Raw genomic sequence first — 22,614 nt, 5'->3', positions numbered from 1 at the left:
AGTATGAGCTGGTTTGATAAATTATTTGGCGAAGATAATGATTCAAATGAAGATATATTGCGCAATAAAAATAAAAGACGCCAGGCAAATCAATCGAATGATACTAATCATGACTCATTACTGCCACAAAATAATGATATCTATCATCGTCCAAAAGGGAAGTTTCGCTTTCCTATGGAAGGTTTTGAATCAGGAAATGCGGAGTCTGAAAACACAACTACTCAAGATGTGTACCAGTCTAATGTCAATCATGATATAGAGGAATTTCGTACTCAAGACAATAAAAGACATCGTCGTAGAAGAAATCATGCCAATGATGATGGTATTGCTGATTCTAGTTATCAATCTAAGGGTTACCAATCTAGAAAGAAAAAAGATTCCAACCCTTATACTACGACATCAACACACCGTCAAATTTCTCCTACATCACTTGGGAGTTCAAGTACGAATAATCATAAAACATCATCCAATACGCAACCTAGAATGAAGTTACAATCAGAGCGATTTAAATCAAACTATAAGACTCAATCTGAGTATACATATCACAAAAGTGATTTTAGAGCATCTGAAGTACCATCTGCTATTTTCGGTACTAAACAAAGACGTCCAATTGAAAATGGTGTTATACCGCCTAAAGATGGTGAGAAAAGTAGCGCACATGTAACGGAAGATAATCGAAGTGATAGTGATAAGTTAAATAGTAATTCAAGAGAGGTTTCACCCGGTTATAAGACACAATCTCAACCTGAAAAACAAAAGTCACAAGAAATAAATCATAATACTTTTAATAATGATTTATCTACAGATGATGAAAATGTAAAAACAACGACTACACCTAATCATTCTAAAAAAGATAATACAATAAATATTAATAATATCTATGCATCACAAATTGTCGAAGAAATTCGTAGAGAACGTGAACGTAAAGTCCTTCAGAAACGTCGATTTAAAAAGGCATTACAAGAAAAGAGACAACAAAATCAAGAATCTAATGAAGATAGTATCCAAAAAGCAATAGATGAAATGTATGCTAAACAAGCTCAGCAATACGTAGGTGATAGTTCATTAGACATTGATGATCAAGAAGAACTTAAAGATAGCACTGAGAATATAAATAGCGATGTAGATAAAAATGTATCAAATGACGCTACTGAATTAGACATAGATAACCAAGAAAAATCTGAACATCACTATAATTACGAAGAAATAGATTTAAGCGATATCACTCAAAGACACGAAGTAAATCATGATGATGTTACGGTTTCTGACGCTGTCAATCACGATTCTGATATTGAAAATGATTCAGCTCAAGGTAGAGATGAGTATGCTTTAACAGATAGTACAGTTGAAGATGGAAAAGTGAATCAAGAATTTGAGTCCAACACGCAAAATTTTGACAGTGGATACAGAGATTTTGAAACGAATGATAACACATCTAAATCACTTAATAACGTTGATGATGCAGATTATCGTGAAATAGATGAAAGTATCCCATCATCAAATCATGTAACTTCAGAACCAATGTCATCGTCACAAGAATTGAGTGAATCTCAACAAAAACCTAATGAGCAACAATGGCAACAAAGAAGCGGACATAATGCTGTTACACAAAGTGTTGATCATGAAACTGAATATGCTAAGAAGCGTAAACGTCAATCCGATATAAAAAGTGAAACATCATTAGAACCAGATAGCGCTTCAGAAAATCAAAGTGACTCAACTGAGAATAATGACGAGACTTCTAATGATAATACAAGTATGTCATCAACTAAGCCAATGGATATGGTAAGTTCATCAGAACATCAATATGAGTCAATGAGTCCTTCAGATGATGGTAGTCATCTAGACAGTCTTTCACATCATTCAACATCTGAATCAATACAATCTAGTACTAAAGAACAAGTTGAATCAAATTCTGAAAATACAAGTAGTTCAGATAAACAATCCAACTCACTACAAGCTCAGCAATCTCGTTCACCTAAGAAGCGTGTTACAGGTGGTAAACCGTTTAATGTTGTAATGACACCATCAGATAAAAAGCGAATGATGGATAAGAATAAAGGTAAAAGAGTTAATGTTCCTGAATTAACGCCAGAAGATAAGAAACAAGCAACTCATTCTAGCGAAGATACTAAGTCAACATCATTGTCACATCATACTAGTACATCGGAGCCGTTTTCTAATCAGGAAGCAAGTCATTCTTCTGAAAGTGTTCAAACGAGTCATTCAACACCAATTACTCATTCTGAATCTGAAGATACTGTGACTACAGAAACAAGTCATTCCGATGAAAATCATTCTGTGATAAACAAACAAAATAGTTCATCACATGCTAATGACAGTGAGTTCACAAATAATCATCAAGATAATAGTCAAATTGAAATGAATGAACATCATAAGAAACAGACGCCAAATCATTCAGAAGAAACAGAAGTACAAAAGCCTACAATTCGAAAAGGGCCTAATATTAAGCTGCCAAGTTTTGATTTACTTGAAGAACCCGAGCCGCATGAAGTCAATGAAGAATGGATCGATGATAAGAAACAAGAATTAAACGATGCATTATATTACTTCAATGTGCCAGCTGAAGTGCAAAATGTCACTGAAGGTCCAAGTGTGACACGCTTTGAACTGTCAGTTGAAAAAGGTGTGAAAGTATCAAGAATTACTGCATTACAAGATGATATTAAAATGGCGCTAGCTGCCAAAGATATTCGTATTGAAGCACCAATACCAGGAACTAGCCTTGTTGGTATTGAAGTGCCTAATCAAAACCCAGCTAAAGTGAATTTGAGATCAATTGTAGATTCAGAACAATTTAAAAACGCAGAATCTAAATTAACAGTTGCCATGGGATATCGAATTAACAATGAGCCATTGTTAATGGATATAGCGAAAACGCCACATGCCTTGATTGCAGGTGCTACTGGTTCAGGTAAATCTGTATGTATTAATAGTATCTTGATGTCCTTACTGTATAAAAATCACCCAGAAGAATTGAGACTATTATTAATTGATCCAAAAATGGTGGAATTAGCACCGTATAATGATTTACCTCATCTAGTATCACCCGTTATTACAGATGTTAAAGCTGCCACTCAAAGTTTAAAATGGGCAGTTGAAGAAATGGAACGCAGATATAAATTATTTGCGCAATATCATGTGAGAAATATTACTGCATTTAATAAAAAAGCATCTTATGAACAAAGAATGCCTAAAATTGTTATTGTAATAGATGAATTAGCCGACTTAATGATGATGGCACCACAAGAAGTTGAACAATCCATAGCACGAATTGCTCAGAAAGCGCGCGCATGTGGTATTCACATGTTAGTAGCCACTCAACGTCCATCAGTAAATGTCATTACAGGATTAATAAAAGCTAATATTCCAACTAGAATTGCATTTATGGTATCATCTAGTGTAGATTCTAGAACTATACTTGATAGCGGTGGTGCAGAACGTCTATTAGGATATGGTGACATGCTATATCTAGGAGGCGGTATGAATAAACCAATCCGTGTTCAAGGTACATTTGTCTCAGATGAAGAAATAGATGACGTTGTAGATTTCATTAAACAACAACGTGAACCAGAGTATTTATTTGAAGAAAAGGAATTATTAAAGAAAACACAAACTCAAGCACAGGACGATCTATTTGATGATGTGTGTGAGTTCATGATTAATGAAGGACATATATCTACTTCATTAGTACAAAGACATTTCCAAATTGGGTATAATAGAGCAGCGAGAATCGTAGATCAGTTAGAACAATTGGGATATATCTCTGGAGCTAACGGTTCTAAACCTAGAGATGTTTATATTACTGAGGCGGATTTAAATCAAGATTAAAATTTAGTAAGGAGTTTTATAATGACACACTATCATTTTGTCGGTATTAAGGGTTCCGGCATGAGTTCATTAGCACAAATTATGCATGATCTTGGACATGAGGTGCAAGGCTCAGATATTGAAACTTATGTATTCACTGAAGTTGCTCTAAGAAACAAAGGCATAACAATTCTACCGTTCGATGCGAATAATATAAAAGAAGACATGGTGATTATTCAAGGAAATGCTTTTCCTGATAGTCATGAAGAAATTGTTAAAGCGCATCAACTTAAATTAGATGTGATTAGATACCATGATTTTCTTGGACATGTAATTAATCAATATACATCTGTCGCTGTTACAGGTGCACATGGTAAAACATCTACAACTGGTTTACTATCACATGTTATGAATGGCGATAAAAAGACATCATTCTTAATTGGTGATGGTACTGGAATGGGATTGCCTGGTAGTGATTATTTTGCATTTGAAGCATGTGAATATCGTAGACATTTTTTAAGTTATGATCCTGACTATGCAATTATGACGAATATTGATTTCGACCACCCAGATTACTTCAAAGATGTTGATGATGTATTTGATGCATTCCAAGAAATGGCTCATAATGTTAAAAAAGCAATCATTGCATGGGGTGACGATGAACACCTTAGAAAATTAGAAGCAGATGTGCCTATTTATTATTATGGATTTAATGAAACAGACGATGTATATGCTAAAAATATTCAAATTACAGAACAAGGTTCTCAATTTGACGTTTACATCAATGGTGAATTCTATGGTCAATTCCTATCACCACAATATGGTGACCATAACATCTTAAATACATTAGCGGTTGTTACGATTAGTTATCTTGAAAAAATGAATGTTGATAATATTAAAGAGGCATTAGAAACATTTGGTGGTGTAAAACGTCGTTTTAATGAAACAAAAGTATCAAATCAAGTATTAGTAGACGATTATGCTCACCATCCAAGAGAAATTAATGCTACAATTGAAACAGCTCGAAAAAAATATCCACAAAAAGAAGTTATTGCAGTATTCCAACCACATACATTTTCTAGAACTCAAGCATTTTTAGAAGAATTTGCAACGAGTTTAAGTGCAGCTGATCATGTTTTCTTATGTGAAATTTTTGGATCTATAAGAGAAAATACTGGTGAATTAACAATACAAGATTTAATTAACCGTATTGATGGTTCAGCATTAATTGATGAAAGTGGTATTGATGTATTAGAAAAATTTGAAAATGCAGTTATCTTATTTATGGGCGCTGGTGACATTCAAAAAATGCAAAAAGCGTATTTAAATAAAATTGGTGTAAAAAAAGATTTCTAATATGTTTATAATGATTTCTCAAGGGTATTAAATATTAATGAATTTTATAATTAGGTATTTAGGAGGCGTTTTTAATGGATTGGATTTTACCAATTGCCGGAATTATCGCTGCGATAGCGTTCTTAATTTTATGTATCGGTATCGTTGTAGTGTTAATTTCTGTTAAGAAAAATTTAGATCACGTGGCTAAAACACTAGATGGTGTTGAAGGTCAAGTACAAGGTATTACAAGAGAATCTACGGACTTACTTCACAAAGTAAACCGTTTAACTGAAGACATTCAAGGTAAAGTTGATCGTTTGAATTCTGTAGTTGATGCTGTTAAAGGTATCGGTGACTCAGTTCAAACATTAAACGGTTCAGTTGACCGTGTAACTAACTCAATTACGCACAATGTTTCTCAAAACGAAGATAAAATTTCTCAAGTAGTACAATGGTCAAATGTAGCAATGGAAATTGCTGACAAATGGCAAAATAGACACTACCGTCGAGGAAGTGCAAATTACAAAGCAAACACAGTAGCAAATGATACAGATCATAGTTACACTACTCGTGTTGATAAATAATTAATAAGAATGAACTAAATGCACTTAAATGAGGTTGTTACTTGTTTAAGTGCATTTGTTATAGGGAGGAATAAATCATGGAACACTATAATCGTGATGATTTTGAAAGAAATAATACTGGAAATGATTTATACAGCCGACATACTCGTATAAATGATCAAACACCACAACGTAAAGATTTCGTAGTTAGCTTTATTACAGGAGCAATTGTAGGGTCTGCTTTAGGTTTATACTATAAGATGAAAGTCTTTGAAAAAGCAGATCAGGCTATTGCAAAAGAAAAAGAATTACGTGAAAAAGCGTTAAATTATAAATCGCAAGCTGAACATCATATTGAAACTGTTAAAACACGAGTAGAAAACTTTAGAAATAAATCTAATAATGGTGTTACTTCTGATGAATTATCTGCTCAAAAAGTAGCGATTCAAAGAGAAGTAAGTGATCATAATCTAGCAGACCAATCTCCTGAAGCGAGAGAAATCCAAGAAGCAAAATTAGAAGCTGACAATCATTCAAAAGTTGGTGCGAGTGCAACTGAATTAGCAGCACAACAAAATGCAATCAAATCTGAAACAAATCATGACCAATTAGCAGATCAATCACCACAAGCGCGTGAAATTCAAGATGCAAAAGTTGAAGCTAAGCGTAATGATCAACAAACTGCAACACCTTCATCAAAGGAACTTGCAGCACAACAGAATGCGATTCAAGCAGAATCGAATCATGACCAATTAGCAGATCAATCACCACAAGCAAGAGAAATCCAAGAAGCAAAAGCAGATGCAAAAAGTAAGCAAGCAGATTCTAATATTGATAACAATAAGCATGTATCTGACAAAGAAATTGCTATGGCACAATCTGCTATTAAAGAAGAATCATCGTTATCAGATCCATCTCAAACTAAAGATAAAGCAGCTCAAACATCTAGTGCTGATAAATTAGCTAGTGCAGCTCACACAAAGAAACAAAAAATGAACAATGATTCACAAGTATTAGCAGATACTAGCGATTTAACTAAAGAACAAGACGTAGCTAAAAGCAACAAACAAACTACACCAAACTTATTAAATCAATCAAATCATAATGCGTCAAAAGCAAATGATGGTTCATTCGCTAATAGATTAGCTACAGCAGCTAAAGATAAACAAGCGAAGTTAACTAAAGGTTCTAAAGAATCACAATTAACAAACGCTTTATTAGCAGAGGCACCTATTGCAAAATCTAAAATGACAAAAGTGCCTAACTTAGTGACTAAATCTTCAACGAATGAAACAAAAGGTAATAATGTTAGTCAAACAACTAATCAACAACCTTCAAAAAAACAAAATAAAGCACAATTTGACAAAGGTGTCGTAACACGTCAAAATAATCAATCAACTAAATCAAATAACAAAACTAAGACCCAAACAAAATCGTCTAAACAATCAACAAAAACACCTAGTCAAAATAAAAACCAAAAGCAACAAGGTAAAAAACAACAAAAAGTAGAAAAAACGACTAGCAAAATTGAAAAACGTACCTTCAATGACTAATTGGTTTGTATTTAATATCAGTTAATATTATGATATAAATATAAGCACTCATTGATTAGTATTTGATTTTTAAAGTGAAATTAAACGTATCATTTTAGAGTGGGACCCATCATTTATTCAATATCAGGATAGATGACGTTCTGCTCTTTTTATTTTAGAAAAATTAAAGTCACATCGTTTTAGAATATTAGTATATTTTTAGAAAATTTAATCAATTCTAACAATTAGAGCTTGAACTATAAAATGTTAATTGTTAGAATGATTCGTAAATACATTTAATTTATCGCTTTAAAGTGATACATATAAATGTGCAACTATTAGATAGAGGTGAAGTAGCTATGAGTAATAAATTAGAAACGTACAGACAAGAAATTGTTTCCCTTAACGATCAAATTTTAGAATTGCTATCCCGTCGAGGCGAATTAGCACAAAAAATTGGTGAAGAAAAAATCAAGCAAGGAACACGAGTATATGATCCACAACGTGAAAAAGAAATGATTAATGATCTTTTAGATAAAAATAAAGGGCCATTCAACGACAATGTCATTAAACAATTATTTAAAGAAATTTTTAAAGCCTCTACAGACTTACAAAAATCAGAAAATGAAAAGCATTTATACGTATCTCGTAAATTAAAACCTGAAGATACAATTGTTCATTTTGACAATGGTGGCATGTTCGGAGAAGGACATAAATCTTTTGTATTCGGACCATGTTCAGTTGAATCACAAGAGCAAGTAGATGCTGTAGCAGCAGATTTGCAAGCTAAAGGTGAAAAGTTCATTCGTGGAGGGGCATTTAAACCTCGTACATCACCATACGATTTCCAAGGTTTAGGTGTTGAAGGACTTAAGATCTTAAAAAATGTTAAAGATAAGTTTAATTTAAATGTCATTAGTGAAATCGTGAATCCAAATGACTTTGAAATTGCTGACGAATATCTTGATGTTTTCCAAATTGGTGCACGTAACATGCAAAACTTTGAATTATTAAAAGAAGCTGGTCGTACAAATAAACCAATTCTTTTAAAACGTGGATTATCAGCAACGATAGAAGAATTCACATATGCTGCAGAATACATTGCCTCTCAAGGTAATAGAAATATTATTCTGTGTGAACGTGGTATTAGAACATATGAAAAAGCGACTAGAAATACATTAGATATTTCTGCAGTACCTATTTTAAAACAAGGGACACATTTACCAGTAATGGTTGATGTAACACATAGTACAGGTCGTAAAGATATTATGTTACCAACAGCTAAAGCAGCATTAGCGGTCGGCGCTGATGGTGTTATGGCTGAGGTACATCCAGATCCTTCAGTGGCTTTAAGTGATGCAGGCCAACAAATGGATTTAAATGAATTCAATGAATTCTATAAAGAATTAAAACCTTTAGCTGACTTATATAATGATAAAAAACTAAAATAAAGCAAAAAGAGGTTGGGATATAGTTTTGCTGTTGGGACGATGTTAATCGGTTTCCCAGAGTAGAAACATTATATCTCAACCTCTTCTTTATGTATAATATTATTATCATTACTATATTAAGTTTTGACAGTGTTTCTAGTCCTTGAAATGACGTAATTCAATAAATGAGTAATGATACTTAAAATCTGACAGAAATGTGAACGTCGAAACAAATTTATTTCACTGAATCTCTAAATATGGTAAACTTTGAAAATAATATGAAAACATGATACCAAAGTGTATAAAGCGCTTTCAAGGAGGATACTATGACTGTAACAATATATGATGTAGCTAGAGAAGCTAGAGTATCGATGGCAACGGTCTCTCGTGTAGTTAACGGAAATCAAAATGTTAAACCAGAAACTAGAAATAAGGTAAACGAAGTTATAAAAAAATTAAACTATCGACCTAATGCTGTTGCACGTGGACTAGCAAGTAAACGTACAACAACTGTAGGTGTAATTATCCCAGATATTTCTAATGTTTATTATTCTCAACTTGCTCGTGGCTTAGAAGATATTGCAACGATGTACAAATATCATTCTATTATTTCAAATTCTGATAATGATTCAGAAAAAGAAAAAGAGATATTTAATAACCTTTTAAGTAAACAAGTTGATGGCATTATTTTCTTAGGTGGTACAATTTCAGAGGAAATCAAAGAGCTCATCAATCAATCTTCAGTTCCAGTTGTTGTATCAGGTACAAATGGTAAAGATGACCATGTTGCATCTGTAAATATTGATTTTGAAAAAGCAGCTGAAGAAGTTACGCAACAACTTATAGAACAAGGTGCTAAGTCATTTGCATTAGTAGGTGGCGATTACTCTAAAAAGGCACAAGAAGACGTACTTTCAGGCTTAAATAAAGTATTATCTAAAAATCAATTACAATTAGATGATTCACTTCATTTATCAGGAGCTGAAAGCTACAAAGAAGGTATGAAAGTTTTTGATAAAATTAAAGATAATCTACCTGATGCCGTTTTATCAATTAGTGATGAACAAGCGATAGGTATTTTACATGGTGCACTAGATGCAGGTATTAAAGTACCTGAAGAATTACAAATTGTAAGTTTCAATAATACGCGTTTAGTTGAAATGGTTCGACCACAATTATCTAGTGTGATTCAACCATTATATGACATCGGTGCTGTTGGTATGAGATTACTAACGAAATATATGAACGAAGAAGAAATTGATGAACCAAACGTGATTCTACCACATAGAATTGAATATAGAGGAACAACTAAATAATTAAAAATAGAGCACACCGTTTATGCGGTGTGCTTTTAATTTGAAAGGTCATACCAACTGGCAACTAATTTTGAAATACGTCCATTTTTTTCTGAAATTTCAGTAGTGCGTGGAATATAAGTATAGTCATTTAAACGGTCTTCCCATCTTTTAGGTAATGTAACTGAGCTATAATGCTTCCATTTATTAATCCAGTTTAGAGGTAAATAGCCTTGTTGAATCGGTTCATTAATTAAACTTAAATATAAATGGCTCCATGCGCGTGGAACAACACGCCATAAATTATAACCACCGCCACCAAACATAATTATTCTATTTTCTGTATACTTTTCAGCTAAATCTTTAATTATATATGGCAGTTGATATAATGAACTTAAGGTACAATTTATGTGTGTTAATGGGTCTCTATAATGGATATCCACGCCATTAACACTTAAGATAATATCGGGTTTGAATGCAGCAATAACAGGTTCAACTGTTGATTTGAATGATTCTAGAAATGATTTATCTTCTGTATAGGGTTCTAATGGTACATTGACTGTATAACCATATCCTATATCTTCACCACGTTCAGTATAATAACCTGATCCTGGAAATAAAAATTTACCTGTTTCATGAATAGAATAAGTTAAAACATCATTACTAGTATAAAAACTCCATTGAGTTCCATCGCCATGGTGTGCATCTGTATCTATTATCATCACACGTTGATTATAATGATTAACGAGATATTGAGCTGTAATAGCGACATCGTTATAAATACAAAATCCATTTGCTCGGCCTGCTAAGGCATGGTGTAAGCCGCCGCCTAAATGACAACCATTGATATAAGTACCATCCATTATTTTATCTACTAAATTGAGCGCACCACCGACAATTCGTGCACAATGTCGATGCATATGCCTAAATGGTACAGTATCTTCATTAAATCCATATTTTTTGGCTTCTTCAGCACTTAATATACCATGAGATGCATGTTTGATGGCTTGTATATAATCATATTTATGAATCAAACCAATTTCATCATCTGTCGCAATTCTTGGTTCTAAAATATTTTCATTTGTTAAAAATTGTGCATCTAACAACAACTCAGTCGTTAATTTTAAACGCATTTGATTGAAAGGATGCTCGTTATTAAATCTATATTTTAAAATATCATCTGAATATACATAACCTGTTCTATTTTTAGTATTCATAAGCTCATCCCTTTCAAACAACTAATAGAAGAAGCGGTTTTGAAATCTAATATCATCAAATGCATGTTGTTGATCCAAAGTAATACGTTTACCAATTCTTGCCATTAAACAATTAGCGGGGTGACTGGTAATTTCAGGATCATCAGTAGCAAACACTTCTAGATCACCTTTTTGCATTAACTTCTGCATGAGTCGTTTATATTCGAATACGTCTAATTGTGCATATTTCAAATCCCAATGCCAATAATATTCAGTAGTAAGTACAATAAAATCTTCAAACTCGTCTCCAGAGAGACTAAGTTGTATTAATCGACCACCTAGATGTAGGTGTCGATAACTTTTACTTAATTCGATTGCACCGAGTTCTAATAAATAGGGGAGATGCCCAGTAGACCATCTTTCGAGCTCATCTGGATAATGATAGGTAACGTAACCAATAATATGTTGCTCTAGTCGTATTACATATACTCTACCTTCTGGTAATGTAGTAATTTCTAACAATGCATCGTATTGTTCTTTAGAAGATCGAAAAGCATTAAGACCTTCGTCGAAAGTAAGCGTTTTCAAAAAAGAGTGTGAAACAGGGCCTTCGATTTTGTATTTAACATCGTCAATTTCGATATTGTCTGTAACATAAGTTTTAATATGTTTCATTTTTTCACATCCTCATCAAATAGCCTCAAAACCTTACTGTTATTATACTTATTTTCTTGTAATATAACAAAAATATTGTGATTAATAAATAAATGTTTTGAATAATGTGACAATTATATGTATAATTCATTTTAAAGAAAGCGATTACATAAAGTTGAAGGGGGATTTTCTTATGAAAGTTGAAGTTTATCAAAGCGAACCTGGAAATTATAACATGCAAGATTATGAGCAAACGTACAAAGATTTTGATTGGAAGAGCGCTGAGCAAGCCTTTTCTTGGAGTAAAACAGGTAAAATCAATATGGCATATGAATGTATCGATAGACATGTTGATGAAGGTAAAGGAGACAAAATTGCGCTTAATTATAAAGACGATCAACGTCATGAATCATATACGTTCGAAGATATGAAAAAATACTCAAATAAGGCAGCTAATGTATTAAAAAATGAAGCTGATGTTAAAAAAGGGGATAGAGTATTTATCTTTATGTCAAGAACGCCAGAATTGTATTTCGCTTTCTTAGGAATTTTAAAAATTGGTGCAATCGTTGGACCTTTATTTGAAGCATTTATGGAAAAAGCTGTTGCGGATCGCTTAGAAAATAGTGAAGCAAAAGTAATCATTACTAATAAAGCACTGTTGCCTAGAATCCCGAAAGATAAATTACCGCATTTAGAGAAAATTGTTGTTGTTGATAATGATGTTGAAGAAGGTTATGTAGATTTTAATCGTTCATTTAAAGAAGCAAGTGAAGATTTTGATATTGAATGGTTAAATGAAGATGATGGCCTTATTTTACATTATACATCTGGGTCTACAGGACAACCTAAAGGTGTATTACATGTCCAAAAAGCCATGTTAGTACATTATATTTCAGGTAAATATGTTTTAGATTTACAAGATGAAGATGTGTATTGGTGTACAGCAGATCCCGGTTGGGTAACTGGTACGTCATATGGTGTTTTTGCACCTTGGTTAAATGGTGTGACAAATTGTATTGTTGGCGGACGTTTCTCTCCAGAACAATGGTATAAAATGATTCAAGACTTTAAAGTGACAGTGTGGTATACAGCGCCAACTGCATTAAGAATGTTAATGAGTGCTGGTGATGATGTTGTAGATAAATATGATTTATCATCACTGCGTTCAATTTTATCTGTTGGTGAACCGTTAAATCCTGAAGTGATTAAATGGTCTAAAGATGTATTCCATAAACGTGTGTTAGATACTTGGTGGATGACAGAAACAGGTGGACACATGATTGTTAACTATCCAGCTATGGATATTAAATTAGGTTCAATGGGTAAACCACTACCAGGTATTGAAGCAGCAATTGTTGATGATGAAGGTAATGAGTTACCTCCAAATCGTATGGGTAACCTAGCCATTAAAAAAGGATGGCCTTCAATGATGCATGCAATCTGGAAAAATCCAGAAAAATATGATTCATACTTTATTGGTGATTGGTATGTTTCAGGAGACTCTGCTTATAAAGATGAAGATGGTTACTACTGGTTCCAAGGTAGAGTTGATGATGTCATTATGACAGCTGGTGAACGTGTCGGTCCATTCGAAGTAGAATCTAAATTAGTTGAACATGAAGCTGTTGCTGAAGCAGGTGTTATTGGTAAGCCTGATCCAGTACGAGGTGAAATCATTAAAGCTTTTGTAGCTTTAAGAGAAGGTTATGAACCATCAGATGAATTAAAACAAAGTATTAAGCAATTTGTTAAAGAAGGATTATCAGCACATTCAGCACCTCGTGAAATTGAATTTAAAGACAAATTACCTAAAACACGTTCTGGTAAAATTATGCGCCGTGTATTAAAAGCTTGGGAATTAGATTTAGATGCAGGTGATTTAAGTACAATGGAAGATTAGATGATTGATTAAGTAGTATTAGCAAAATAACTATCTCCATACATTAACGATTAAGATAAATATGATTGAGTTTAGTTTTTCTAGACTCAATCATATTTTTTGAATATTTCTGATAATAGTAATGTAAACGTTAACAAATATTCGACATCATTGATTGAGTCGGTTATTATTAAAGTTGTAAGAGAATGAGAGTCATTACATATCAAACATTCTTACACTTATTTTTCTATTTATATTATTTACAAGGGGTTGAAATAAGTTGGCACATTTATCAGATTTAGAAATTGCGAATCAATCAAAAATTAGACCTATTAGTGAAATAGCTAAAGAAGCAGGGATTCCAGCAGAAGCCTTAGAGCAATATGGACATTACAAAGCTAAAATTGATATTAACCAAATAAAACCTAAAGATAATAAGGGTAAAGTTGTATTAGTAACAGCAATGAGTCCAACACCAGCAGGGGAAGGTAAATCGACAGTTACAGTTGGTTTATCAGATGCATTTCATGAATTAAAAAAGAATGTCATGGTAGCATTACGTGAACCAGCGTTAGGACCAACATTTGGTATAAAAGGTGGCGCTACTGGTGGTGGATATGCACAAGTATTACCAATGGAAGATATCAATTTACACTTTAACGGTGACTTCCATGCGATTACTACAGCGAATAATGCATTATCAGCATTTATCGATAACCACTTACATCAAGGTAATGAATTAGGCATTGATCAACGTCGTATTGAATGGAAACGTGTATTAGATATGAACGATCGTGCTTTACGTCATGTTAACGTTGGACTAGGTGGTCCAACTAATGGTGTACCACGTGAAGATGGCTTTAATATTACAGTTGCATCTGAAATTATGGCTATCTTATGTCTTAGCCGAAGCATTAAAGACTTAAGAGAAAAAATTAGTAAAATCACAATCGGTTATACACGTGATCGTAAGCCTGTGACTGTTGCTGATTTAAAAGTTGAAGGTGCTTTAGCAATGATTTTAAAAGATGCTATTAAGCCAAACTTAGTACAATCAATTGAAGGAACGCCAGCACTTGTACACGGTGGACCATTCGCTAATATCGCTCACGGATGTAATTCAATTTTAGCGACAGAAACTGCACGTGAATTAGCTGATATTGTGGTTACTGAAGCAGGATTCGGTTCTGATTTAGGAGCTGAAAAATTCATGGATATCAAAGCACGTGAAGCAGGTTTCGAACCATCAGCAGTTGTAGTGGTAGCAACTGTGCGTGCCTTAAAAATGCATGGTGGCGTTGCGAAAGATAATTTAAAAGAAGAGAATGTGGATGCTGTTAAAGCAGGTATCGTTAACTTAGAACGTCATGTAAATAATATTAAGAAGTTTGGTGTTGAACCAGTTGTAGCTATCAATGCATTTATTCACGATACAGATGCAGAAATTGAGTTTGTTAAATCATGGGCCAAAGAAAATGGCGTGAGAATTGCATTGACTGAAGTTTGGGAAAAAGGTGGTAAAGGTGGCGTTGATCTAGCTAATGAAGTATTAGAAGTCATTGATCAACCTCAAAATTTCAAACCACTTTATGAATTAAATCAACCTTTAGAAGATAAAATTGAAACAATCGTTAAAGAAATCTACGGTGGTTCAAAAGTAACATTCTCAAGTAAGGCTCAAAAACAATTAAAACAATTTAAAGACAATGGTTGGGACCATTATCCAATTTGTATGGCTAAAACACAATACTCATTTAGCGATGATCAAACAGCCTTAGGTGCACCTAGTGATTTTGAAATTACGATTCGTGAATTAGAAGCGAAAACAGGTGCAGGATTTATAGTTGCATTAACAGGTGCAATTATGACAATGCCTGGCTTACCTAAAAAACCAGCAGCATTAAATATGGATGTTACAGATGATGGACATGCAGTAGGCTTATTCTAAATTTAATTAACAAACCCGGTAATGTATTGATCATTACCGGGTATTTATGATTTAACCAGCATTTTTATTAGGTTTTGTAAGTAAATGTGATTTAATATGGTATTTTAACGCTTCTTTATACTCTTTTTTAGATATTTTTTCTTCGACCAACATACGTTTTAGTACATAATGTTGTCTCTGAATACTATAATCTATTTGATTGTCTGGTTTTAAGTCACCATTTTCCTTATATGGTGTATAACCGTAAGGGCTTTGTAATAAGCCAATTAAATAAGCTGATTGTGCAACATTTAAATCTTTAGGTGGAATTCCAAATAAACTATAAGACGCCGAAGAGATACCTGTTATATTGGCACCGTTATAATCTCTACCAAAAGGTACAATATTTAAATACGTATAAATAATTTCTTCTTTAGAGAGTATACGTTCAAGTCTTTGTGCTAATATAATTTCATTAGCTTTACGACTATAAGTTTTTTCATTAGAAAGTACTTGGTTTTTAATCAATTGTTGTGTTATCGTGCTGCCACCAGAACTTTGATCATTTTGCATTATATCTTGAAACATTGCTCGTATAATGGCCTTAGGTAAAATGCCATTATGTTGAAAGAATAAGGTGTCTTCTGAAGAAGTTAATGCTTTAATGACGTCTGGACTAACATGTTTTGGACCAACAATTAATGAATTTAAAGAATGATCATATTCATCTAAAATGTCATTGTTTTTATAATTAATTAAGTCATCTCCTGCAAAGTGAATGACCTTATGTTTAAGTGCATGATCACTTATAGATGAAGCATCTTTAGTCAATTGATGAAAGTATATGATGGCTGCTAGCAGGATAATAATCATAAACATCAAACCAATTAGAAAGATGGTAACGATGATATGTTTGAGCTGCTTATATTTCTTTTCAAATTGAAACATTTTATCTTGTTGTTGTTGTTTCATGATTTTATCCATAGCAAACCTCCTTTATGTAGACTTATTATACCATAGTCGTAAAGTTGACTTTTAAAATAATGTTAACTATAATTAATGGCAAATACATAAGTTTCAGATGAAGGACAAGTAGCTTTTTAGAGATTTTTAGAGAGTTAGTGGTTGCTGAGAACTAACATGATCTAACTAGTGAATACACCTTATATAACAGTCTGACGTTTGATTAATGAACGTATCATTAGTAAAGAGAAAAGAGGTATAAATGGGTTTAATTATAAAATCTGTATATACCTTTAATTCAAGTATGGTGGTACCGTGCAATTGCGCCCTTACATTTAAATATGATGTAAGGGTGCTTTTTTTGTTGATTAAATAAATCTATAAATCATACTTATACAAATTTTTAGAATTGGTCTTTAATTCTAAGTTTTACGTTCATCTTAACTTATGAAAATACATAATATATAGGAGGAAGAGAAATATGACAAATGCATTAATTGAAGATTTAAAGTGGCGTGGACTGATTTATCAACAAACAGATGAAGCGGGTATAGAGGAATTATTAAATAAAAAGCAAGTAACGCTATATTGTGGTGCAGATCCAACTGCAGATAGTTTACATATTGGTCATTTGCTTCCGTTCTTAACATTAAGACGTTTCCAAGAACACGGGCATCGTCCTATTGTTTTAATTGGTGGCGGAACAGGTATGATTGGGGACCCATCAGGTAAATCAGAAGAACGTGTGTTACAAACAGAAGAACAAGTAGAAGCCAATGTGCAAGGTATTAGTAATCAAATGCATAAATTATTTGAATTTGGTACCGATAAAGGAGCAGTATTAGTAAATAATAAAGACTGGTTAGGCCAAATTTCGTTAATTAGTTTCTTACGCGATTATGGTAAGCATGTCGGTGTCAATTACATGTTAGGTAAAGATTCTATCCAAACGCGGTTAGAACATGGTATTTCATATACTGAATTTACGTATACTATTTTACAGGCTATCGATTTCGGACACTTGAATCGTGAATTAAATTGTAAAATTCAAGTCGGTGGTTCAGACCAGTGGGGTAACATTACAAGTGGTATCGAATTGATGAGACGTATGTATGGTCAAACTGAAGCTTATGGATTAACAATTCCTTTAGTAACAAAATCTGATGGTAAGAAATTCGGTAAATCAGAATCAGGTGCTGTTTGGCTAGATGCTGATAAAACAAGCCCATATGAATTTTATCAATTCTGGATTAATCAATCAGATGAAGATGTTATCAAGTTCTTAAAATACTTTACATTCTTGAGTAAAGAAGAAATCGATCAGTTAGAGCAGTCTAAAGAAGAAGCACCTCACAAACGTGAAGCTCAAAAAGCTTTAGCTGAAAATGTGACACGCTTTATCCATGGTGAAGACGCCTTGAATGATGCGATTAGAATTTCACAAGCATTATTTAGCGGTGATTTAAAATCTTTATCAGCAAAAGAATTAAAAGAAGGTTTTAAAGACGTACCTCAAGTTGAATTATCTAAGGATACAACTAATATTATTGATGCATTGATTGAAACAGGCATTGGATCATCTAAACGTCAAGCTCGTGAAGATGTTAATAATGGTGCGATTTATATTAATGGTGTACGCCAACAAGATGTTAACTACGAATTAACTGATGAAGATAAAATCGAAGGTGCGTTTACGATTATTCGTAGAGGTAAAAAGAAATACTTCATGGTTAACTATAAATAGTAGTTGCAATATGTTGTGTCTAGGAGGTAAAGCGTGAATAAAGAAGAAGTCATCATGACAGGATTACGTAACGTGTTTAATAAAATAGCATGGCTAAATAAAAGTGAAATGCAAGAGGCATTAAAGGATTATAAGTCTAGTGAAGTGCATTGCATTGAAGCGATACATGAATTAGACAATCCAAATGTTAGAAGTTTAACGGAACAGCTATTTATGACAAGAGGTGCAATTAGTAAATTAACGAAACGATTACAATCTAAAAAGTTAATTGAAAGTTATCAAAATGAGCATAATAAAAAAGAAATTTATTTTCGACTTACGCCTAAAGGACAACAAGTTTATCACACACATCAACAACTTCATGCAAAATTTGATGCACGAGATCAAGATGTTTTTGAAAGTTTAACACAACAAGAGTTCGAAAGCATTCAACATTTTATAGAAAAGTATAATCAACATTTGGATAAAGAAATTAAAAATAAAAGATTACAACATTAAGTATGATATTTCGAAAAAAGTGCTCTAATTAATTTTAGAGTACTTTTTTTATCGGAATTTTGTTGACAAGGAAACTAAAAGGGTGTAAGTTTGTTGACGAAGAAACAAAAAGGAGACGTTTTATGTCAAAGAAAGCGACACAACATCAGATTCCAAAAGATACAATGAATGCGGCATGGGCAATAGCGATTGGAGCCATTGCACCTATGTTAGATTCAACTATGATAAATATTGGTATTCAACAACTTAATCAAACATTTCATACTAATATAGATATTGTCCAATGGGGGATTACTGGATATATTTTAGCCCTTGCTATAGCTATTCCTTTTTCTGGATGGTTAATGAATCATTTTAATAGTAAATATACTTTTATTATAGCTATGCTAGTTTTTGGTATTACTTCATTATTTGTAGGAATCAGTCCGACAGTGAGTATATTTATTCTATTTAGAATCTTTCAAGGATTTAGTGCGGGAGTTATTACATCACTTATGTTCACTTTACTGGTAAAGACTGCTGGACAAGATCATATAGGGAGGGTAATGGCTATCGTCAGTACACCTATGATCTTTGGACCAATTCTCGGCCCAACATTAGGTGGATTTATAATTCATTTTGCCTCATGGCGTTGGATGTTTTTTATTAATATAGTAGTTTCACTCATTTCTGTACCACTCATGATGAAATATGTACCATCATTCAAACCATTTGAAAAGCATAAAAAGTTAGATATATGGGGCATTCTTTTATTATGCATTACGAGTGCAACAGTGATCTATGGTATCAGTCTAGCTGGTACTATAGGTTCATTTATAGATAGTAAAGTTATGACATTTATATTCATTGGAGTTGCAGCTATTGTTGCTTATATTTTTTATAACAAACTATGCGATTTTAATACGGTACTACCTTTAAATTTGTTTAAAAATAAAACGTACTCAGCATCAATGACAGGATTATTATTAGCAAATGTGGGTATTATGGGGCCAATGGTTATTCTACCTTTATATTTTCAAGAATTTAAAGGTTATTCTGCTATTGGTGCAGCACTAGCACTAATTCCTCAAGGCATAGGTATGTTAATCACACGACCATATATTGGAACATCTATTGACCGGATAGGATCCAAAAAGGTTATATATATTAGTATCGTGATTGCTATTCTTGGCACAATTCCATTGATATTTGTTGATAATGAATCATCTATTGCATGGTTGTCGTTCATTTTATTTATTCGTGGATGTAGTGTTGGTGGCATCAATTTAGGTTTAATGGCCGATGCCTACAAAGGTGTTTCTCAGAATCAGTTATCAGAAGCTGGCGTAGGAATTAACATGATTGAAAATATTGGTGCAAGTTTTGGTACAGCAATCATAGCAACCGTTGTAGCTTCTAATTTATCCATGAGACATAGTCATCATGAAATGAGTCATTCAATTGTGGGCTTTCATGAAGGTTTTCTAGTTTCAATGATTGCGATTATACTTATTTTAATTCCAACTTATTACTTAGGTGAAAATAAAACAGGAATGGATGAAAACTAAATTCATCCATTCCTGTTATTTATTCTGCAAATTGACTTTGTTTTTCTGAAGAAGATTGGCTAACTGACTGAACTTGTTTCTTTAGTTTGACATCAATCGTTTCAGTTTTACCATCTCGAATAATCGTCAACTTAACGTCTTCACCTGGTTTCTTATTTTCATATAGATATGTTCGTAAATCTGTGTCTTCTTTTACTGATTTTCCGTCTACCTTAGTAATAATATCTCCTTTTTTCAAGTCATTATCGTGATCCACTTTGGCTACATAAACACCAGATTGACTATCCGTATTTAATTCTTTTTTATATGAATCTGGAATATCACTTAAATTAATTAAGCCGATACCAATAGAAGGACGTTCAATTTTACCGTGTTTAACTAATTGTTCAATGGTAACTTTGACCTCGTTACTTGGTATAGCGAATCCAATGCCTTCAACTTGTTCTGAAGCGATTTTCATAGAGTTTATGCCAACTAAATTACCGTTGATATCTACCAAGGCACCTCCAGAGTTACCAGGGTTAATTGCTGCATCAGTTTGAAGTACATTTACTTTTGTATTTCCACCAGTGGTATTGGCATCAATCGTACGTTCATTTGCTGAAATAATACCCGAAGTGACTGAATTTGCAAATTCAAGGCCTAGAGGGTTACCCATCGCAAATACGCTATCGCCTGTTTGTACTTTAGATGAATTAGCAAAGTCTATAGCTTTGATACCTTTCGTATTATTAATTTTTAATACGGCAATATCAGTGACTGCGTCTTTACCAACTAATTTTGCTTTAACTTGTTTGGAATTGTGTAACTGAACCTTAATCTCAGAAGCACCATCGATAACGTGATTATTAGTAACGATGTATGCTGAACCATCACTGATTTGATAGATGACTCCGGATCCAATACCTGCTTCTTCAGGCTTAGCTGTCTTACCATTTAGTAAATCGTCCAAGTTCGTTGACTTTTGCATATTGATAACACCTACAATTGCTGGCGATACATCTTTAATCATCTCATGAACTGAACTATACTTATCACTTTTACCGTCTAACTGATTACCACCTTTACTATTTGAAGCTTCATTAACAGTGGCTCCATTTTGATTGAAAATGGTATGATCGAGTAGTTTGCCAATACCCAATACTAGTAATGCACCAATGATACCTGCAATTAATGCAACGAGTATAGTTTTAAACCATGGAAACTTAGGTTTATTATATCGAGATGGCTGATCGTAAGAATCAAAGGATTGATTCATTTGTGTATAATCTGACATATTTGACCTCCAATATAAATATTCTCACAATATAATTATGTAATTTTTTTCACAAAAACGCTAGTTTTCTGCAATCAGACTTTAGACTTATTTAAAGCTTATCTTGTTCAACAAGTATCTAAATGATAAAATCTAAATGTTAAACAGAAAACTATAAGAGTAGGTGTAACTATGTATAGAGTGATTAGTAGTATCTTGTATTTTATTTTAGTTAAGTTAGGTAAATCATTATTTGTTATCGGAAAAGAAAATGTACCGAAAGATAATCAATATGTTGTGACTTGTACACATGAAAGTTATAACGAAGTGATAATGTTAGGTATGGCTATTTATCCAAACCAAATCCATTACATGGCAAAGAAAGAATTATTTAGTAATAAATGGGGCGGTAAATTTTTAACTGCATTAAATGCATTTCCAGTAGATAGAGAAAATCCCGGTCCAAGCACATTAAAACGACCAATTAAATTATTAAAAGAGAATAAAACAGTTGGCATTTTCCCAACGGGTCACAGAACATCTGCAGAAGGTGTGCCATTGAAACGTGGTGCAGCAACAATAGCTATGTTAGGTAAAGCACCTATACTTCCTGCAGCATATGTAGGACCTAAAAAATTACATGGACTGGTTACAGGTCAAGCATTAATAAAGTTTGGTGAACCTATTGATACAAGTAATTTACCTAAAGACTTAAAAAGAAATGAAAAAGTAGATTACTTAACAAAAGAAATCGAACGCCAAACAACAGCATTGCAAAAAGAATTAAATGAATTAGCTAAAAATTTATAATTAGACATTAAGGTTGGATAGGGATTCAATGAAATATTTTGAATCATATCCAACCTTTTTAATATGTTTTTTAATGTATAAGTAAATAGACAATATGTGTCCTCCATCATTGTTATGATGTACAAAACATTTTAAATTTTAGGGGGACA

General features: G+C 33.0%; 16 protein-coding genes. 12 read left to right on the top strand and 4 right to left on the bottom strand.

Annotation, left to right across the window (positions count from 1 at the left end):
- The first annotated feature begins 3 nt into the window (after positions 1 to 3).
- From ACJQQZ_RS05775 to ccpA, 6 genes are all read left to right on the top strand, one after another.
- Positions 4 to 3,852, top strand: a complete 3,849-nt coding sequence (locus tag ACJQQZ_RS05775) for a DNA translocase FtsK (protein WP_145506626.1) — start codon at positions 4 to 6, stop codon at positions 3,850 to 3,852.
- Positions 3,853 to 3,873: 21 nt separating this feature from the next.
- Positions 3,874 to 5,187 carry a UDP-N-acetylmuramate--L-alanine ligase gene (murC, locus tag ACJQQZ_RS05770; protein WP_002452171.1) on the top strand — a complete coding sequence of 438 codons (1,314 nt, stop codon included), beginning with the start codon at positions 3,874 to 3,876 and terminating at the stop codon, positions 5,185 to 5,187.
- Between the two features lie 74 nt (positions 5,188 to 5,261).
- Positions 5,262 to 5,753 (top strand): DUF948 domain-containing protein, encoded by a 492-nt coding sequence (locus tag ACJQQZ_RS05765; RefSeq protein WP_002467416.1) that lies wholly within the window; start codon positions 5,262 to 5,264, stop codon positions 5,751 to 5,753.
- Positions 5,754 to 5,830: 77 nt separating this feature from the next.
- Positions 5,831 to 7,285 carry a coiled-coil domain-containing protein gene (locus ACJQQZ_RS05760; protein ID WP_124227858.1) on the top strand — a complete coding sequence of 485 codons (1,455 nt, stop codon included), beginning with the start codon at positions 5,831 to 5,833 and terminating at the stop codon, positions 7,283 to 7,285.
- 338 nt (positions 7,286 to 7,623) lie between these two features.
- Entirely contained in the window at positions 7,624 to 8,715 is a 1,092-nt protein-coding gene (locus ACJQQZ_RS05755; RefSeq protein ID WP_002452174.1) for a bifunctional 3-deoxy-7-phosphoheptulonate synthase/chorismate mutase, read from the top strand.
- A 305-nt stretch (positions 8,716 to 9,020) separates the two neighbouring features.
- Entirely contained in the window at positions 9,021 to 10,010 is a 990-nt protein-coding gene (ccpA, locus tag ACJQQZ_RS05750) for a catabolite control protein A (protein ID WP_002452175.1), read from the top strand.
- Between the two features lie 35 nt (positions 10,011 to 10,045).
- Here ccpA and ACJQQZ_RS05745 read toward each other — a convergent pair whose 3' ends face one another.
- Both ACJQQZ_RS05745 and ACJQQZ_RS05740 read right to left on the bottom strand, forming a co-directional pair.
- Entirely contained in the window at positions 10,046 to 11,206 is a 1,161-nt protein-coding gene (locus tag ACJQQZ_RS05745; protein ID WP_145506623.1) for an acetoin utilization protein AcuC, read from the bottom strand.
- A 21-nt stretch (positions 11,207 to 11,227) separates the two neighbouring features.
- Positions 11,228 to 11,860 (bottom strand): GNAT family N-acetyltransferase, encoded by a 633-nt coding sequence (locus ACJQQZ_RS05740; protein WP_002452177.1) that lies wholly within the window; start codon positions 11,858 to 11,860, stop codon positions 11,228 to 11,230.
- Positions 11,861 to 12,032: 172 nt separating this feature from the next.
- Here ACJQQZ_RS05740 and acsA point away from each other — a divergent pair, with 172 nt between their 5' ends.
- Together acsA and ACJQQZ_RS05730 are read left to right on the top strand one after the other, a co-directional pair.
- Positions 12,033 to 13,742 carry an acetate--CoA ligase gene (gene acsA, locus ACJQQZ_RS05735; RefSeq protein ID WP_124227856.1) on the top strand — a complete coding sequence of 570 codons (1,710 nt, stop codon included), beginning with the start codon at positions 12,033 to 12,035 and terminating at the stop codon, positions 13,740 to 13,742.
- A gap of 259 nt (positions 13,743 to 14,001) precedes the next feature.
- Entirely contained in the window at positions 14,002 to 15,669 is a 1,668-nt protein-coding gene (locus ACJQQZ_RS05730) for a formate--tetrahydrofolate ligase (RefSeq protein ID WP_002452179.1), read from the top strand.
- A 51-nt stretch (positions 15,670 to 15,720) separates the two neighbouring features.
- Here the strand turns inward: ACJQQZ_RS05730 and ACJQQZ_RS05725 are convergent, their stop codons facing one another.
- Positions 15,721 to 16,632 carry a biosynthetic peptidoglycan transglycosylase gene (locus tag ACJQQZ_RS05725; RefSeq protein ID WP_002452180.1) on the bottom strand — a complete coding sequence of 304 codons (912 nt, stop codon included), beginning with the start codon at positions 16,630 to 16,632 and terminating at the stop codon, positions 15,721 to 15,723.
- A 460-nt stretch (positions 16,633 to 17,092) separates the two neighbouring features.
- On the opposite strand from ACJQQZ_RS05725, the gene tyrS reads away from it, so the two are divergent.
- From tyrS to ACJQQZ_RS05710, 3 genes are all read left to right on the top strand, one after another.
- Positions 17,093 to 18,355: a tyrosine--tRNA ligase gene (gene tyrS / locus ACJQQZ_RS05720; protein ID WP_124227855.1), complete on the top strand. Its 1,263-nt coding sequence runs from the start codon at positions 17,093 to 17,095 to the stop codon at positions 18,353 to 18,355.
- Positions 18,356 to 18,388: 33 nt separating this feature from the next.
- Positions 18,389 to 18,853 carry a MarR family winged helix-turn-helix transcriptional regulator gene (locus ACJQQZ_RS05715; RefSeq protein ID WP_075778990.1) on the top strand — a complete coding sequence of 155 codons (465 nt, stop codon included), beginning with the start codon at positions 18,389 to 18,391 and terminating at the stop codon, positions 18,851 to 18,853.
- Between the two features lie 122 nt (positions 18,854 to 18,975).
- A complete protein-coding gene (locus ACJQQZ_RS05710; protein ID WP_124227854.1) occupies positions 18,976 to 20,400 on the top strand; it encodes a DHA2 family efflux MFS transporter permease subunit in 1,425 nt (474 codons plus the stop codon).
- A 19-nt stretch (positions 20,401 to 20,419) separates the two neighbouring features.
- Here the strand turns inward: ACJQQZ_RS05710 and ACJQQZ_RS05705 are convergent, their stop codons facing one another.
- Positions 20,420 to 21,658, bottom strand: a complete 1,239-nt coding sequence (locus ACJQQZ_RS05705) for a S1C family serine protease (protein ID WP_398575058.1) — start codon at positions 21,656 to 21,658, stop codon at positions 20,420 to 20,422.
- Between the two features lie 189 nt (positions 21,659 to 21,847).
- Between ACJQQZ_RS05705 and ACJQQZ_RS05700 the strand changes: the two genes are divergently transcribed.
- Entirely contained in the window at positions 21,848 to 22,465 is a 618-nt protein-coding gene (locus ACJQQZ_RS05700; protein ID WP_124227852.1) for a lysophospholipid acyltransferase family protein, read from the top strand.
- Positions 22,466 to 22,614 lie beyond the last annotated feature (149 nt).

It is taken from the genome of Staphylococcus sp. KUGN1 (assembly GCF_045984185.1).
GTDB classification, from domain to species: domain Bacteria; phylum Bacillota; class Bacilli; order Staphylococcales; family Staphylococcaceae; genus Staphylococcus; species Staphylococcus warneri_A.
Note: the sequence above shows the minus strand (reverse complement) of the source record. Positions and strands in the feature narration are given on the sequence as shown.

What these genes read in the sequence shown, in the direction of transcription:
- ACJQQZ_RS05775 (WP_145506626.1), top strand. Translation starts at nt 4, where the DNA reads ATGAGCTGGTTTGATAAATTATTTGGCGAAGATAATGATTCAAATGAA.
- murC (WP_002452171.1), top strand. Translation starts at nt 3,874, where the DNA reads ATGACACACTATCATTTTGTCGGTATTAAGGGTTCCGGCATGAGTTCA.
- ACJQQZ_RS05765 (WP_002467416.1), top strand. Translation starts at nt 5,262, where the DNA reads ATGGATTGGATTTTACCAATTGCCGGAATTATCGCTGCGATAGCGTTC.
- ACJQQZ_RS05760 (WP_124227858.1), top strand. Translation starts at nt 5,831, where the DNA reads ATGGAACACTATAATCGTGATGATTTTGAAAGAAATAATACTGGAAAT.
- ACJQQZ_RS05755 (WP_002452174.1), top strand. Translation starts at nt 7,624, where the DNA reads ATGAGTAATAAATTAGAAACGTACAGACAAGAAATTGTTTCCCTTAAC.
- ccpA (WP_002452175.1), top strand. Translation starts at nt 9,021, where the DNA reads ATGACTGTAACAATATATGATGTAGCTAGAGAAGCTAGAGTATCGATG.
- ACJQQZ_RS05745 (WP_145506623.1), bottom strand. Translation starts at nt 11,206, where the DNA reads ATGAATACTAAAAATAGAACAGGTTATGTATATTCAGATGATATTTTA.
- ACJQQZ_RS05740 (WP_002452177.1), bottom strand. Translation starts at nt 11,860, where the DNA reads ATGAAACATATTAAAACTTATGTTACAGACAATATCGAAATTGACGAT.
- acsA (WP_124227856.1), top strand. Translation starts at nt 12,033, where the DNA reads ATGAAAGTTGAAGTTTATCAAAGCGAACCTGGAAATTATAACATGCAA.
- ACJQQZ_RS05725 (WP_002452180.1), bottom strand. Translation starts at nt 16,632, where the DNA reads ATGGATAAAATCATGAAACAACAACAACAAGATAAAATGTTTCAATTT.
- tyrS (WP_124227855.1), top strand. Translation starts at nt 17,093, where the DNA reads ATGACAAATGCATTAATTGAAGATTTAAAGTGGCGTGGACTGATTTAT.
- ACJQQZ_RS05710 (WP_124227854.1), top strand. Translation starts at nt 18,976, where the DNA reads ATGTCAAAGAAAGCGACACAACATCAGATTCCAAAAGATACAATGAAT.
- ACJQQZ_RS05705 (WP_398575058.1), bottom strand. Translation starts at nt 21,658, where the DNA reads ATGAATCAATCCTTTGATTCTTACGATCAGCCATCTCGATATAATAAA.
- ACJQQZ_RS05700 (WP_124227852.1), top strand. Translation starts at nt 21,848, where the DNA reads ATGTATAGAGTGATTAGTAGTATCTTGTATTTTATTTTAGTTAAGTTA.